Here is a 15,708-nt window from a genome sequence, read left to right on the forward strand (position 1 = left end):
GGACAGTTCGTCTAGAATTTAATATTTAGCTTGATATAGGGTTATTTATAAGCTAATTGCTTTTCATGAGTTCGTATCATGAAAAGTAGTACATCACAGAGCATAATATTTTTTGGATGCGGGAGTCGGATTTGAACCAACGACCTTCGGGTTATGAGCCCGACGAGCTACCAGACTGCTCCACCCCGCAATTGGAAGTATGCTTTATACGCCTATATATTTTATAAAGCAAACTTTATTTTTTAATCGTTTGTAATTATTAACAATTATCTTTTTATTAATTTTTTATTTTTACCATTCAGTCTAAATCGATATCGTAATTTCTAATTTTTATTTCTTTAAATTGTTGTATTTATTTTAAATAGAACGCGATATTCATAGACATCAATTGCCTTGCTTGGATAGCTTTTATACTATCTAGTTTCATCCCATTATTAATAGTTTATATGTCTGATCCTCAGTTCTCTCTAAGCGAATATCTCGGCACTGTGCAGGAAGTCATACGCCTGACCTTTGACGAACCGGTATGGGTTAGAGCAGAGATTCGGAATTTAAATATTAAAGGTGGACATTACTATTTAGAACTTGCAGAGAAAGATGTTGACACCGATAAAGTGATTGCCAGTTGTAAGGCAACCATCTGGAAATTTTCAGCGAGTAAAATTGTTTTAAAGTTTGAACGTGAAACAGGAATTGAGTTAGCAAGTGATTTAAACGTTTTAATTAAAATTAGAGCGCGTTTTGATCCACAATACGGATTTTCAGTCAATATCGAAGAAATTGACTCAAGTTTTACACTTGGGGAAATTGCAAAACGTTATCAACAAATTGTAGAGCGTTTAACCCAAGAAGGTTTGATTCATAAAAATAAACTTCTCCCTACCCCTTTTGATATTGAAAATGTTTTAGTGATTGCTCCTCAGAATGCTGCAGGTTTGGGTGATTTTAAAAAAGATGCAGATGCTTTAGAAAGAAATAAGGTTTGTCATTTTGTTTATCAAAGTGCGACCTTTCAGGGGAATACTGCTGCTGTTAGCCTTATGGAGTCCTTGGCAACAGGTTTAAAGCAATGGGCAAATCGTTATAACTTTCCACCAGATCTGATTGTAATTATTCGTGGTGGTGGTGCTGTAAATGACTTAGCTTACTTAAATGATTATGAGCTTGCCGCACTTCTCTGTAAACGCAGCGTTCCGATTTGGGTTGGTATCGGGCATGAAAAAGACCGTACCATCCTTGATGAGATCGCACATCGTTCGTTTGATACTCCAAGTAAAGTGATTGCTGGTATTCGTAATCATATTGTTGAACGTGTACAAGAAGTGGTAGATAGTCTACAAACGATTAAACTGCTTTCTCAGCATCAAATCACGACTTATCAAAGCAAAAATGATCAATTGCTTCATCACATTAAGTCTTCTGCACAAAATCAACTTAACTCGGCGCATCGTCTACTTGACCAGATGAAAGAACGTATTCAGTTCAGCTCACAGCAACAAGTTAAATTTTCCTTAGCTCAAATCGAGTCATTAATGAAAGAAATCCTTTTGCAAAATCCTAAACAGGTTCAAGCTAAAGGCTATGCAATTGTCAGATCCGAAGGAAAAGCGATTCGCTCTATACATCAAATTTCAAGCCCCTCCATTGCCATTGAAATGCAAGATGGCGTAGTTGAAGCCAACATTACACAGGTAATCCCAAATGAAGAATGAAGAGTTAACCTTTAAGGATGGCCATGACATTTTGAAGAAAAATGCTGAATTGTTAGAATCACAGGAAAGTCCTGATATAGATAATTTAATGAAAATTGTTGAAGAGTCTATTAGCGCTTATAAAGCTTGCAAATCTCGAATTGAAGCTGTCCAACAAGCTTTAGATGAGACTTTTAAAGAATAAAATTTCCATAAAAAAAGCCCATTTCTACTTCTCATTGAAGAAATGGGCTTAGTGAACACCACTTAGTCCTGAAATGCAAAAATGAGGATTAGGTCACATTTTTGCAAAAACATAGTCCCATAACGACCTGCGATGTTCAATATTTTAATTGTGTCTATACGTTAGTTTGGCTTAATTTCCACCATCTAAGACCATCGAAAACACAAACTCTGCTGATGCTTATTGTTAAATTTAGTTTAAGAGTTATTCCTCACTGAATGGACCAATTAATTGATAAATTTTGCCGTCTTTAGGATTTTCATATAACAAATCCATGTTTGGTAAAATGATATCGTCATTAATTTCAATATGTTCAACACTTTTATGAAGTTCAAGTGCATGGTCATTCATTGGTCTAACTTTTGCCAAAGCGATTGATTCTTTATCAAACTGGTCCTTGATAATTACTTTTAATCTTTTCATAAAAATCTCCTGAAAAATAAATTTTTAATATAAATAATGGGTTAAGTTTAAAATGAGCTAATCGCAGAATAGCCGATTGGCATAGCAAAAAAAGTTAAAATAAATGCAGCTGTACGTTGTAAATTGCGTTGATTTAACCAAGTTACTTTATTTGAAATGAGGACAGTTCCAAACATAATCCATAAAAAAGCAATTGGGGTAATTAAAGATAAAAAGACAACAATGTGAATAAAATACAAATGCGGAACTTCCCACGCTGCATGTGGAAAAATCGCCGAAGCAAAGAGCAAAGCTTTCGGGTTTAAAAGTGTTGCAAGAAATAAAGCTTTTGGCGTAATCAGTGGGCGATCTAACTTAATATCTTCGGTTGAAGTGATCCAAAGTTTAAAAGCGAGATAAAGAATGAAACTCGCACTCATCAATTTTAATATAGCAGGAAGCCATGGAATAAAATGAGATACCGACTCAAGTAAAACACCCCATGAGGTAATCGCGATCAGATAACCTATTACCTCTGCCGGAATTAGCTTAAGAGAGTGCTTTAGCCCTGCTTGCAAGCCAGCCGAGGCTAATAATGTATTTGTTGGTCCTGGAGTCAACAAAATAGTGACCACAAGTCCAATAAATAAAAATGACACCATAGGCCAAAAACTCGATTGATTACGCTAGGCGAAATATGTCAAAAATGAGCATCTATTGTCGACAAAATCGTTGTAACAAGAAATATTACAAATACTTTTTATTTTTTAAAATTAACAACTTAATAAAAAGTGAATTTATATTCATTAAAACTTATTCCAATTTTAAATTTGCAAAATGCGTCACACATTTATAAAAAAACACTGCATTAATTTAAAAAGATATTAAACTCCAAAATCATATATTTTTTTAAAAATAAGTGATTATTTATATATTTTTTAGGCCATTTTCCCACTTCTTAAATAGCAAAAAAAAGAAATATCACACGCCTTGAAATTACCAAATTGATCAATATATATACACATGAAAATCGTGATTTTACTGAATAGATGTATCGTTCCCCATCAATTCATTAATCGCCGCTTTCATCGAATTAAATAGTTGATGGAGGATGCATGATGAATGCTTATGTTCGCCCTCATCCCGATGGTTTTAAAGCTTATTTAGGAAAGGATGCAAAAACCGGCCTCTACATTGTAAGAGTTGGTTGGACAATATATGAAACTAATGCCAATGGTTCTGTTTTGTATATTGTTAAACAGGAAAGTAAAATTCCATTGGATGTAGAAAAGTTTAAAACTGATCGTCCCAAAATTTATGATGCACTTTTAAGTGAAGTGCAATTTCAACGCAAAAAACAACTGGCTATTGATCTTCAAAAGTCCAATATTCCCTCTTATGATCGTAAAGCCTATAAAAAACGGCGCGGCTTTACAGGCTCTTAAACAAAACTATCAATAGTCAGTAGATACAGAAAAAGCACCCTTGGGTGCTTTTTCTTTTAACGACCAGTCGCAATTAATACAAACAGGCTCAGTATTAATGTACTTAATGATCGTTTGCAGTGTACGTGGACTTCATGCTCAGCTCCGTGAGCGTACTGATCAATGTTTTCCATTACGTGTGCCCTTAAAGTTCACACTGATAATTTGCCTAATTTTCATCCATAAAAAAATTAGCCAAAAGTATTATATGAAAATAAATTTTGTAATTTGTCTTGAGCAATCTATTTTTTACCTTTTAAAAAATTTAATTAGAAAAACACTTGTAACATTCTTATACGAGGTTAATTCCTTATTGAGCATTTGTAGACCTTTCATTTCAAAGTGCCCAATAGGAAAAATGATTTTATAAAATGAAAAAAGATAACAATATTCGGTTTTTTAATAATAGCCTTTCAAAAGGAGAATATTAAAATGAATAGCTCGCAAGAACCAAATCAATCTCTGTTTAATCAAGCCTCTACTTCAGTTCAAGCCTGCATTGAATGCATGTTTGCTTGTAAACATTGTGCCTCAGCATGTTTGCAAGAAGAACATGTGCATATGATGCGTGAATGTATTAAACATTGTTTAACCTGTGTCGAAACCTGTCAGCTTTGCACATCTTTAGAATTAAGACATTCAGAGCTTGCTGAACAAGCCATGCAATTATGTGCCAGCGCGTGCCAACTTTGTGCAGCTGAATGTAGCAAACACGAACATGAGCATTGCCAGATTTGTGCCAAAGCTTGTTTAGCATGTGCTAAAGCTTGTCTGGCATATCGTGCTTAACTTCTAGTTTTATTGTAGAAACCTACGGCCTATTAGGCTCGTGGGTTTTAAATATTTAAAGAACAAACAATTAGAAAATTAAAATTTTTAGATGAGATGAAAAACTACTTTTCTTTATACATAAAAAAAACCCGCATCTTGGGGAAAATGCAGGCTCTTAGATCTCCCACAACGACCATGAGTTCATTATTAAGCTTGAACTTTAAACCGTTGACTAAATGTACCCTTAATAAAAACAAATTGCAATACAGAATAGTCTGTATATTTAAAATATTTTGTTATTTTTACATTACTTTTTCATAAATAGTTTAAAAAACTATAATCTTTCTAAATAAGAAATAGTTTTTACAAGCATTAAAAAAGCCCGTTTCACGGGCTTTTCTGCAACGGTGAGCAATCTAAGATTTGTGTCTATCCATCTCTTACATGCTCTTTGCTAGCTATATGTAAGGTCTTATCGTATCTTTTGCCCTGTCCCAAGTTTCCCTGTGGATCGAGGAGATATTACGATTACCTTAGGTACAGTTATAGCATATTATTTATTCATGACTAGTCTTGTTCACGTTTTTTTACAAATGAACAAAATACTTTCAAACCTTCATATTTCAAGGGTTTTGCACCGCATTTGGGTATTGGCGAGCATTATCGCAAATGGGATACCACTTCACTTTTGAAGCAACAAAAGCATGAGAGATAACTCGCGTCGATATATCTTCATTAATGAGCCCTACTCTTAAACGCACCACTTCTGGTTTATCTAAACGTTCACTCCAGACAGGTGAGCCACAAGTTTTACAAAATACTCTTTTTTTATTATGCGATGCAAAATAAGCCTGTAAAAGGTTTTCACCCTGTACCACATTTAAGTCACTTTTTTGTACTTGAGTGATGGCCGCAAAAGCAGCGCCTTGGGCTTTTTGGCATTGTTTACAATGACAAACCATAATGGGTTCTAATTCGGCATTAATACGGAGTTGAATGCCATTACAAAGACAAGAAGCTGTATAAGCCATGATTTTTCCTTTTTTATTTTTATAAGGTTTAACTTACACCTACACCTTTTTCAATGTGGTCTAAAATCGCACACGAAGCCTGCTGGTCACCACAGCAATCATCGGCAGAAGCCTGCAAAATATTAACCATTTCTTGTAAATGAGCAATTTTTTGCTTTAATTCAGCAATGTGTTTTACTGTTAAGGCTTTCACCTCTGCACTATGCCGATCAGTATTTTTCCAAAGTGAAATAAGCTCTTTCATCTGTTCAGATGAAAAACCTAACTCTCGAGCATGCTTTAAAAAGTTTAAAGTTTTAAGGTCTGTTTCTGAATAAATACGATACCCTGAAGCAGAACGCTGAGCTGCTTCAAGTAAACCGATTTCTTCATAGTAGCGAATCATTTTCGCTGAAATGCCCGAATGTTTGGATGCCTGACCGATATTCATCTCACACCTCAAATATTAAATTTGGTTCAAGACCTGCTGTCATGATCTTAAACCAAAAGTTGATTTTCAGCACGCTTACTGTACTGGCGCGTGAAAACGTTTTAAGCGTAACGCATTGCCTAAAACAAAAACCGAAGAAAGTGCCATCGCACCTGCTGCAAACATTGGCGAAAGTAATACACCAAATGCTGGATATAAGGCACCTGTTGCAATTGGAATCAGGGCAACGTTATATACAAATGCCCAGAACAGGTTTTGACGAATGTTTCGCATAGTAGCTTTACTTAATGCAATTGCGTTCGGTACGCCTTTTAAACTACCTGACATCAGCACCACATCGGCCGCTTCAATAGCAACATCAGTTCCAGTACCAATGGCTAAACCAATATCTGCTTGTGCCAAGGCTGGTGCATCGTTAATACCATCACCAACAAAAGCTAAGCGACCATATTGTTTTTGCAATTGGCGAACTGTATCTACTTTACCTTCTGGTAAAACCTCGGCCACAACTTCATCAATGTTCAGCTTTTTGGCAATTGCTTGCGCCGTATGACGGTTGTCTCCTGTAATCATGGCAACCTTGAGACCTAATTGATGTAAGGCTTCAATCGCAGCATAGGTTGTTTCTTTAATTGGATCTGCTACGGCAATAATTGCAGCAAGTTGCTGATCGATAGCAACATAAAGCGGTGTTTTACCTTCTTCACCTAACTGAGCAGCAATCGCTTGGAATGAGCTGGTATCTAAACCAAGTTGGTGCATATAACGATCTGCGCCAATTTGTACTTTCTGGCCTGCAACGTCTGCTTCAATACCTGAACCTGTAATCGAGTTAAATGCTGTTACTGGTAATAACTTTAAGCCTTCACTTTCTGCTGCTTGAACAATCGCGAGTGCAATTGGGTGTTCAGACTTGGCTTCAACAGAGGCAACTAAAGCCAGCACTTGTTTGCGTTCAAAGCCCTGTTCCACATTAAAGTCAGTTAGTGTCGGTTTGCCTTCGGTGAGTGTACCCGTTTTATCAACTGCAACGACCTGCGCTTCTTGTAAAAGCTGCAAAGCTTCACCTTTACGGAACAAGACACCTAGCTCAGCACCACGTCCAGTACCGACCATAATAGAAGTTGGTGTTGCAAGCCCCATCGCACAAGGACAAGCAATAATCAGTACCGCAACAGCATTCACCAAGCCAAAAGTCAGCGCAGGCTCTGGCCCCCAAATAAACCAAATCAAGAAAGTAATTGCAGCAATTAACATCACTACCGGTACAAACCACATAGTGACTTTATCGACCAACCCCTGAATCGGAAGTTTAGAACCTTGGGCTTGCTCAACCATGCGAATAATTTGTGAAAGTACAGACGAAGAACCAACGGCGGTTGCCCGTATGTTTAGAGTACCGTTTTGATTGACTGTACCCCCAACTACTTGTTGCCCTACTATTTTTTCAACAGGGACAGGCTCACCCGTAATCATAGATTCATCAATGTAGCTGTGCCCTTCAACCACTTCACCATCGACAGGTACACGTTCACCTGGGCGAATTTCTACAATAGTTCCACTGACCACTTCGGCAACAGCAACTTCAACCACTTGACCGTCACGCTGAATACGAGCCGTTTTTGGCTGCATTCCTACTAAATGTTGAATAGCTTGTGAAGTACGTCCTTTAGCTTTGGCTTCAAAATAACGTCCGAGTAAAATTAAACTGACAATAACGGCAGCCGCTTCAAAGTAAACATTGACGGTACCTTGTGGTAAAACCTGCGGCATAAAGGTAGCTACGACTGAGAAACTGTAGGCAGCCAAGGTTCCAACAGCGACCAACGAGTTCATATCTGGTGCTAAACGCCATAAAGCTGGAATCCCTTTTTGGTAAAAACGGCGACCAGGAAAAATGAGAACTAATGTGGTCAAAACAAACTGTAAAAGCCAGCTATTATATTGACCAATCGTGTTCATGACCCACATGTGAAAAGCTGGAATGAGATGTGAACCCATTTCCAAAATAAACACAGGTAAGGCCAATACAATCGAAATGATCAAATCTTTTTTAAGCTGATCTAACTCTGAAGCTTTTTTATCGAGTTGTGCATCTTGATTTTTTTCAGATGCTTTCGCGTCGTAACCTGCTTTTTTAACAGCGCGAATTAAGTCTTCGACGTTGACTGAATTATCTGCCTGCACCCAAGCTTGCTCTGTTGCTAAGTTGACGGTGGCTTCTTGAACGCCGTCTACTTTTTTAAGGGCTTTTTCAACACGTGCAACACAAGATGCACAGGTCATGCCCTCAATAGACAACTCCACTGGCGCAGCTTTTGGAACATCATAACCTGCTCGTTCAACTGCTTTAACCAGTGCTTCGCGCTGAATCGGTTGATTTGAATAAACAACGGCTTTTTCTGTTGCCAAATTAACGTTAGCAATCTCTACATTTTCAACTTTCTTAAGTGCTTTTTCGACACGACCTACACATGAGGCACAGGTCATGCCTTCGATTGGAAGTGTTTCACTATATGCTGGCAATTTTGTGGTTTTTGAGTCCATCAAACACCTCTGCAAATCTGCAAAATTTAATATTCTCTATTGAGCATACAGATTCCCATCATGGGAAGGTCAAGCATATTTTTTTAAAAATTTGGTCTTGACCTTACAATCATGACAAGGTTTAGACTCAGTCTTATCTAAACAAACATCTCATTCTTGGTGGAGTATGAACATGAAACTACTTATTGAAAATATGACTTGTGGTGGCTGCGCACGTGGTGTGACTGCAACGATTCAAGATGTCGATCCAAATGCAAAAGTAGATGTAGACTTAGCAACCAAAATCGTGACTGTTGAAAGCAGTGAAAGTGTCGATAAAATTACTGAAGCACTTGAAGAAGATGGTTTCCCAGCGAAAGTGCAATAAGATATAAAACCGCATAGCTTCAACCTTTGAAGCTATGCATTCTCTTTATTTAAAAATCGATACCGTTTGAATCATCTATCGGGTTCTGATCGAGTGTAAAAACAGTCCGTTGATAAGGTATCCCTTCTAAGTCATAAACCTGATAAATACAATCGAACAATGATTGTAAATCTTCACTTCTGTCCATTGCCCGTGCAGTAATAAAAATTGGACTGACTGCGCCGTTATCTAAAATCGGAATATAGTTTAAGTGTGGAAATCGAATGGTATCGGCACTTGCTGGAATAATACAGATCCCTTCTCCCGCTGCGACTAAGCCCAGAGCCAATTGAATTTCTCGTATCTCATGCATATTTTTTGGAACCAAACTATGCTCGGCAAAGATGTTCAAAAGCTGGGTTGAAAAGTTCGGTTTTGGCGAGGTGGGATACATAAACATCTTTTCATCAATGAGGTCGGCCAAATATACCCCTTCCGTACGCTGAGCAATTGGATGGCTGGTATGCGCGGCAACGACCAAACGCTCTTTACGTAAAAGGATACGCCTCACGGCGGGATCACTAATTCTTAAACGTCCAAACCCAACATCAATACGGCCTTCTTTTAATGCCTGTAACTGTTCAGTAGTACTTAATTCCATGAGCTGAATATTCAGATGGGGTTGCTGCTGACGAAATAAATAAATGATTCGAGGCAATAAACCATAGAGTAAAGACCCGACAAAACCAATGGTCATACTTCTTTCGATGAGACCAATACGCTTAGTCATACTTTTTATTTCTTCAGCATTCGACAAAAGTTTAACCGCGTGCTGGTAAAAGAAATGCCCTGCTGGTGTGGTTTGTAAAGGGCGGCTTCCTCGCTCAAAGAGTTGAATGCCAAGCTCGCTTTCCAAATTTTGGATTTGCCGGCTCAAAGGCGGTTGAGCAATAAATAGTTTTTCGGCTGCCTTGGTGAAGCTCTGTTCTTCTACAACAGCCACAAAATACCGTAAATGTCTTAGTTCCATCAGGTTTCCATACCTTTAAGATATATTAAAATGCAAATTCAGTCTTAGACACAGTTTAACCATTCTTTTAAGGTATATACAAGCAATAACCCGATGAAGTTATAGATCACTTGTATAGCACCGATTGAAATCATACTGGCCAACATTCGATCTATCTATCTTTATCCATTCGCGGTTAAACACCCGACGCGTTTATGCGCTTCATTGACATATTAGGATATCAAGACCTTTTAAATCGTAGCGAAGGTCTTGATGACTTCCACCCTTTGGAAAGTCGGAGAACGGACATGCCACGTATTCCTGTAATCAATACCAGCCATCTTGACCGTATTGATGAATTACTTGTAGACAATATCGATACAGGTGAATTTAAACTTCACCGCTCAGTTTTTACTGACGAAGCCTTATTTGACCTCGAAATGAAATACATCTTTGAAGGTAACTGGGTTTACTTGGCACACGAAAGCCAAATTCCAAATAATAATGACTACTACACCACTCACATTGGTCGTCAGCCGATTATCATTGCCCGTAACCGTAACGGCGAACTTAATGTCATGATCAATGCATGTTCACACCGCGGAGCACAACTTTGCCGTTACAAGCGTGGTAACAAAGCAACATATACTTGCCCTTTCCACGGCTGGACTTTTAATAACTCAGGTAAATTACTCAAAGTAAAAGACCCAACTGACGCAGGTTACTCTGACTGCTTTAACCAAGACGGCTCACACGACCTTAAAAAAGTAGCTCGTTTTGAGAGCTACAAAGGCTTCTTATTTGGTAGCTTAAATCCCGATGTTCCTTCACTTGAAGATTTCTTGGGTGAAACCACCAAAATCATCGACATGATTGTTGACCAGTCTGAACATGGTTTGGAAGTTTTACGTGGTTCATCTACCTATACCTACGAAGGCAACTGGAAACTCACCGCTGAAAATGGTGCCGATGGTTACCATGTTTCTGCTGTTCACTGGAACTATGCAGCAACGACTCAACACCGTAAAGAAACTCAAGCTGCCGATAACATTCGCGCAATGAGTGCAGGTTCTTGGGGTAAACAAGGCGGTGGCTCTTATGGCTTTGAAAATGGCCACATGTTGCTTTGGACACAATGGGCAAACCCAGAAGACCGTCCTAACTTCCCAAAAGCAGATGAATATACCGAAAAATACGGTGAAGCGATGTCGAAATGGATGATTGAGCGTTCACGTAATCTTTGTCTGTATCCAAATGTTTATTTGATGGATCAATTCGGTTCGCAAATTCGTGTACTTCGCCCACTTTCAGTCAATCGAACCGAAGTCACCATTTACTGTATCGCGCCTAAAGGTGAAGTACCTGAAGCTCGTGCACGCCGTATCCGCCAATATGAAGATTTCTTTAATGCCTCAGGTATGGCAACACCAGACGATTTAGAAGAATTCCGTGCTTGTCAGGCAGGCTACGCCGGTATTGCACTTGAATGGAATGACATGTGCCGCGGTTCAAAACACTGGATTTATGGACCGGACGATGCAGCAAACGAAATCGGTTTAAAACCGATGTTAAGTGGGATTAAAACTGAAGATGAAGGCCTGTATCTGGCCCAGCATCAATATTGGTTAAAAACCATGAAACACGCGATTGCATCAGAGAAAGAAATTGCTGATCAAGGAGAAACAGCATGAGTGCTCAAGACAAAGCAACTTTAGAAAATATTGCTCAGTTTCTCTATCGTGAAGCGCGCTTTTTAGATGATGAACAGTGGGATGACTGGCTTGAATGCTATGCGCCAGAAGCTTCTTTCTGGATGCCAGCTTGGGACGACGACGATAGATTAACTGAAGATCCGCAATCTGAAATTTCACTTATTTATTATCCAGACCGTCAAGGTTTAGAAGATCGAGTGTTCCGTATTAAAACCGAGCGCTCATCCGCAACCATGCCGGACACACGTACAAGCCACAATATTGCCAACGTTGAAGTTCTCGATCGCGACGGCGACAAAGTTACTGTTCGCTTTAACTGGAATACCTTGAGTTTCCGTTACAAGACAAATTACAGCTATTTCGGTATGTCACGTTATGTGATCGATTTTTCAGGTGATCAACCAAAAATCTTGAGCAAGTATGTCGTTTTGAAAAACGACTATATCAATCAAGTGATTGATATTTACCACCTTTAAGACATACCCCCTCAGTTAACCGGACTGTTGGCTGAGGGTAAAAGTTTCAAATATTTTGTAGGATACATGCCATGTCAAACCACAATGTTGCACTTCAATTTGAAGATGGTGTTACACGTTTCATTAACGTAGCTCAAGGCGAAACCCTATCTGACGCAGCCTATCGCCAAAAAATTAATATTCCTTTGGATTGTCGTGATGGTGCATGTGGAACTTGCCGCGCATTTTGCGAGTCCGGTAGTTATGACATGCCAGAAGAAACCTATATTGAAGATGCATTAACACCAGAAGAAGCTGAACAAGGCTATATTCTTGCTTGCCAATGTCGTCCAACTTCCGATGCCGTATTCCAGATCCAAGCCTCATCAGATGTCTGCAAAACAGAAATTCATAGCTTCCAAGGTACCTTAGCCCGCGTTGAAAATTTATCAGACTCAACCATCACTTTTGATATTCAACTTGATGATGGCCAACCTGATATTCATTTCCTTGCAGGTCAGTATGTGAATGTTGCAATTCCTGAAACTGGCGAAACACGTTCATATTCATTTAGCTCAAAACCAGGTAATCGTTTAACGGGCTTTGTGGTCCGTAACGTACCAAATGGCAAGATGAGTGAATTCTTAAGTAAGAATGCCAAAACTGGCGACAAAATGACTTTTACCGGACCATTCGGCAGCTTCTATTTGCGTAATGTAGTGCGTCCAGTGCTTATGCTGGCAGGCGGCACTGGCATTGCCCCATTTATGTCAATGCTACAAGTCCTTGAAGAGAAAGGTTCAGAACAGCCTGTTCGCTTGGTTTTTGGTGTAACCAATGACTTTGATTTGGTTGCTTTAGAAAAGCTCAACGAGTTACAGGAAAAGTTCCCGTGGTTTGAATATCGAACTGTGGTCGCAAGCCCTGAGAGCAACCATGAACGCAAAGGCTATGTCACTGGTCATATTGAAAGTGAATGGTTAAACGGTGGCGACGTCGATGTTTATCTATGTGGTCCAGTGCCAATGGTAGAAGCGGTACGTGGTTGGTTAGAAACTGAAAATATCAAACCTGCTAATTTCTTGTTTGAAAAATTCTCTGCAAACTAATTCAAGGTGGAGAAGTTATCTATGTCAAACCGTCAAAGATTTACCGATAAGGTCGTGATTGTTACGGGTAGTGCTCAAGGCATTGGCCGTGGCGTGGCATTACAAGTCGCGGCTGAGGGTGGACAAGTCGTCATGGCTGACCGCTCTGAATATGTTGAAGACGTTCTCAAAGAAATTCGGAATGCAGGTGGCGATGCTGTCACGATTAATGCTGACCTAGAAACCTATGCAGGCGCGCAAGCGGTAGTTGTAAAAGCCATTGAACACTATGGTCGGGTCGATGTCCTGATTAATAATGTAGGTGGCGCGATCTGGATGAAACCTTTTGAAGAGTTTTCCGAAGAAGAAATCATTAAGGAAGTGAATCGCTCATTGTTTCCAACTTTATGGTGCTGCCGCGCTGTGTTACCGACCATGATTAAGCAACAAGCGGGTGTTATTGTAAATGTATCTTCCATTGCAACCCGTGGTATTAATCGTATTCCCTACTCGGCATCTAAAGGTGGGGTAAATGCTTTAACAGCATCGCTTGCTTTTGAACATGCCAAAGACGGAATTCGAGTCAATGCCGTTGCGACGGGTGGAACCGAAGCACCGCCTCGCAAAGTACCACGTAATACCAACCCGTTAAGTCAAAATGAAAAAGACTGGATGCAACAAGTAGTTGATCAAACAAAAGATCGAACATTTATGGGCCGTTATGGCACAATTCAAGAACAAGTCAATGCAATTTTATTTCTTGCATCAGACGACGCATCGTATATGACGGGATCGGTCATTCCGGTCGGAGGTGGAGATCAGGGTTAATCCTGATCTTTTTATATGTTTGGGTAAATAACATGATTTGCATGGAGGCAATCACACATGGCAACCCTGTTCAAGACATTAAAAAATGACTGGTCCATATCAGCAACAGTTGCTGGCTTTCTTGCAGTTTTAATTTCTTACTCAGGCCCACTGATTATTTTTTTCCAAGCTGCTCAGCGTGCCCATGTGTCCACCGATATGATGGTGTCATGGATTTGGGGAATTTCAATTGGTGCTGCCGTTTCAGGTATTTATCTTTCGATTAAATATAAAACTCCTGTCATCACCGCGTGGTCTGCACCGGGCACTGCCCTGTTAGTTACCCTATTTCCCAATATCTCCTTGAATGAAGCAGTAGCCGCCTATATTACTTCTGCCATCGTTATTTTTTTAATTGGTATTACAGGTTACTTCGACAAATTACTAAAATGGATTCCGCAAGACGTCGCTGCGGGCATGATGGCAGGTATTCTTTTTCAGTTCGGTATTAACCTATTTACTGCATCTGATAGCATGCCTTTTATTGTATTTAGCATGCTCATTGTCTTTTTAATTGCCAAACGTTTAATGCCGCGCTACACCATGATTTGGGTGTTAGCTGCCGGAGTTTTATTAAGCCTTATTTTAGGCAAGATGAATCCGGTTGATGTAAGTTTTAATTTAGCAATCCCGCAGTGGATTAGCCCAGAATGGACTTGGAATTCAACACTCAATCTCGCCGTTCCTCTTATTTTAGTTAGTCTAACCGGCCAATTTTTACCGGGTATGGCGATTATGAAACTCAGCGGTTATGACACGCCAGCCAAACCCATTATTACGGCCACCAGTATTGCCTCGTTAGCCGTTGCCTGTGTCGGTGGTATTACCATTGTGCTTGCCTCAATTACCGCTGCTTTATGTATGGGTAAAGATGCACATGAACTGAAAGAAAAAAGATATATCGCAGGGATTGCCAACGGAATTTTTTATATTTTAGGAGGCTTATTTGCTGGCAGTATTGTCATGCTCTTTAGCTTACTACCTAAAGAGCTGGTGGCAGCACTGGCAGGTTTAGCTTTGTTAGGTGCTATTGCCACCAATATTTCTGTTGCCATGAAAAATGATGGTCAACGTGATGCTGCACTTATTACCTTTTTAGCTACCGCATCAGGTATGCATTTTCTTGGATTAAGTTCAGTTTTTTGGGGCATTTGTATTGGTGTAATCGCCCATTTCATTCTTACCCCACGCTCAAATCCAGCCACAAATTAAATTTTTATCTAAACGCCCAGCACTAAAATAAAGCTTCAAATGCCAAATCAGGATGCAAATAATCCGCTATTCCTGATTTGGCAATTTTCATTTAATATAAATTAAATTTCATTTTTAAGATGAGTTTCTAAAATAATTGACTTTAATATTTTTATTTATTTCCACTTCAACCCTTAATATAAATTTAGCTATATTTCTAGCTGTGATTCTCAGCAATAAAATCTGTAAAAAGATATCTATAAAAACCTTAAAATTCTCACAATATAATATTTGGCCCCATTTTAAAAACAAAAGAAGCAACAACCAAAATTATTAAAATAAATTATAAATTTCAATACATTACTTTATTAAAAACACAATACCTTAAAGACATAAAGATATATCAATTAGGTTTTTGACTCTATTCCAATAACAAAATA

At 38.9% G+C, this 15,708-nt stretch carries 15 protein-coding genes, 1 tRNA gene and 2 pseudogenes; 10 read left to right on the forward strand and 8 right to left on the reverse strand.

Annotation, left to right across the window (positions count from 1 at the left end; genetic code table 11):
• Positions 1-113: 113 nt before the first annotated feature.
• Positions 114-190 (reverse strand) — tRNA-Met (locus F984_RS12425).
• A 256-nt stretch (positions 191-446) separates the two neighbouring features.
• Here F984_RS12425 and xseA point away from each other — a divergent pair.
• Together xseA and xseB are read left to right on the forward strand one after the other, a co-directional pair.
• Entirely contained in the window at positions 447-1,712 is a 1,266-nt protein-coding gene (gene xseA, locus F984_RS12430) for an exodeoxyribonuclease VII large subunit (protein ID WP_004709784.1), read from the forward strand.
• Positions 1,702-1,896 (forward strand): exodeoxyribonuclease VII small subunit, encoded by a 195-nt coding sequence (xseB, locus tag F984_RS12435; RefSeq protein ID WP_004709785.1) that lies wholly within the window; start codon positions 1,702-1,704, stop codon positions 1,894-1,896. Before xseA ends, xseB begins: the two co-directional genes overlap by 11 nt.
• A gap of 243 nt (positions 1,897-2,139) precedes the next feature.
• Here the strand turns inward: xseB and F984_RS12440 are convergent, their stop codons facing one another.
• Both F984_RS12440 and F984_RS12445 read right to left on the reverse strand, forming a co-directional pair.
• A complete protein-coding gene (locus F984_RS12440) occupies positions 2,140-2,358 on the reverse strand; it encodes a hypothetical protein (RefSeq protein WP_004709788.1) in 219 nt (72 codons plus the stop codon).
• A 47-nt stretch (positions 2,359-2,405) separates the two neighbouring features.
• Complete coding sequence (locus tag F984_RS12445; RefSeq protein ID WP_002048762.1) at positions 2,406-2,999, reverse strand: LysE family translocator; 594 nt, start codon at positions 2,997-2,999, stop codon at positions 2,406-2,408.
• A 453-nt stretch (positions 3,000-3,452) separates the two neighbouring features.
• Here F984_RS12445 and F984_RS12450 point away from each other — a divergent pair, with 453 nt between their 5' ends.
• Positions 3,453-3,782, forward strand: a complete 330-nt coding sequence (locus tag F984_RS12450; protein ID WP_004709791.1) for a hypothetical protein — start codon at positions 3,453-3,455, stop codon at positions 3,780-3,782.
• Positions 3,783-4,253: 471 nt separating this feature from the next.
• A complete protein-coding gene (locus F984_RS12455; RefSeq protein WP_004709792.1) occupies positions 4,254-4,610 on the forward strand; it encodes a four-helix bundle copper-binding protein in 357 nt (118 codons plus the stop codon).
• A gap of 605 nt (positions 4,611-5,215) precedes the next feature.
• Here the strand turns inward: F984_RS12455 and F984_RS12460 are convergent.
• The 3 genes from F984_RS12460 to F984_RS12470 all read right to left on the reverse strand — a co-directional run bounded on the left by F984_RS12460 (position 5,216) and on the right by F984_RS12470 (position 8,600).
• Positions 5,216-5,623 (reverse strand): GFA family protein, encoded by a 408-nt coding sequence (locus F984_RS12460; RefSeq protein WP_002048789.1) that lies wholly within the window; start codon positions 5,621-5,623, stop codon positions 5,216-5,218.
• 28 nt (positions 5,624-5,651) lie between these two features.
• On the reverse strand, positions 5,652-6,053 hold the full coding sequence (cueR, locus tag F984_RS12465) for a Cu(I)-responsive transcriptional regulator (RefSeq protein WP_001020650.1): 402 nt from the start codon (positions 6,051-6,053) through the stop codon (positions 5,652-5,654).
• A gap of 75 nt (positions 6,054-6,128) precedes the next feature.
• Positions 6,129-8,600 (reverse strand): heavy metal translocating P-type ATPase, encoded by a 2,472-nt coding sequence (locus tag F984_RS12470; RefSeq protein ID WP_004709795.1) that lies wholly within the window; start codon positions 8,598-8,600, stop codon positions 6,129-6,131.
• A 166-nt stretch (positions 8,601-8,766) separates the two neighbouring features.
• Between F984_RS12470 and F984_RS12475 the strand changes: the two genes are divergently transcribed.
• Positions 8,767-8,967, forward strand: a complete 201-nt coding sequence (locus F984_RS12475) for a heavy-metal-associated domain-containing protein (protein WP_001985155.1) — start codon at positions 8,767-8,769, stop codon at positions 8,965-8,967.
• Between the two features lie 49 nt (positions 8,968-9,016).
• Here F984_RS12475 and F984_RS12480 read toward each other — a convergent pair whose 3' ends face one another.
• Together F984_RS12480 and F984_RS23145 are read right to left on the reverse strand one after the other, a co-directional pair.
• The gene (locus F984_RS12480; protein ID WP_000423280.1) at positions 9,017-9,976 is read right to left on the reverse strand and encodes a LysR family transcriptional regulator; all 960 of its coding nucleotides are present in this window, start codon (positions 9,974-9,976) and stop codon (positions 9,017-9,019) included.
• Positions 9,977-10,020: 44 nt separating this feature from the next.
• Positions 10,021-10,089: pseudogene (locus tag F984_RS23145) on the reverse strand (hypothetical protein); the annotation flags it as partial.
• Positions 10,090-10,263: 174 nt separating this feature from the next.
• Here F984_RS23145 and benA point away from each other — a divergent pair.
• The 5 genes and pseudogenes from benA (at position 10,264) to benE (ending at position 15,289) form a co-directional block, all read left to right on the forward strand.
• The gene (gene benA / locus F984_RS12485) at positions 10,264-11,646 is read left to right on the forward strand and encodes a benzoate 1,2-dioxygenase large subunit (RefSeq protein WP_025469330.1); all 1,383 of its coding nucleotides are present in this window, start codon (positions 10,264-10,266) and stop codon (positions 11,644-11,646) included.
• Positions 11,643-12,162, forward strand: a pseudogene (gene benB, locus F984_RS12490) (benzoate 1,2-dioxygenase small subunit). The gene benA and the pseudogene benB overlap by 4 nt, the downstream one beginning before the upstream one ends.
• Positions 12,163-12,214: 52 nt before the next feature.
• The gene (gene benC, locus F984_RS12495) at positions 12,215-13,231 is read left to right on the forward strand and encodes a benzoate 1,2-dioxygenase electron transfer component BenC (RefSeq protein WP_004709800.1); all 1,017 of its coding nucleotides are present in this window, start codon (positions 12,215-12,217) and stop codon (positions 13,229-13,231) included.
• Between the two features lie 21 nt (positions 13,232-13,252).
• Positions 13,253-14,038, forward strand: coding sequence for a 1,6-dihydroxycyclohexa-2,4-diene-1-carboxylate dehydrogenase (locus F984_RS12500; protein ID WP_004709802.1), 786 nt, complete (start codon positions 13,253-13,255; stop codon positions 14,036-14,038).
• 57 nt (positions 14,039-14,095) lie between these two features.
• Entirely contained in the window at positions 14,096-15,289 is a 1,194-nt protein-coding gene (gene benE / locus F984_RS12505) for a benzoate/H(+) symporter BenE (RefSeq protein WP_004709804.1), read from the forward strand.
• The last annotated feature ends 419 nt before the right edge of the window (positions 15,290-15,708 follow it).

The organism is Acinetobacter nosocomialis NIPH 2119 (genome assembly GCF_000368085.1).
In the GTDB taxonomy this organism is placed as follows: domain Bacteria; phylum Pseudomonadota; class Gammaproteobacteria; order Pseudomonadales; family Moraxellaceae; genus Acinetobacter; species Acinetobacter nosocomialis.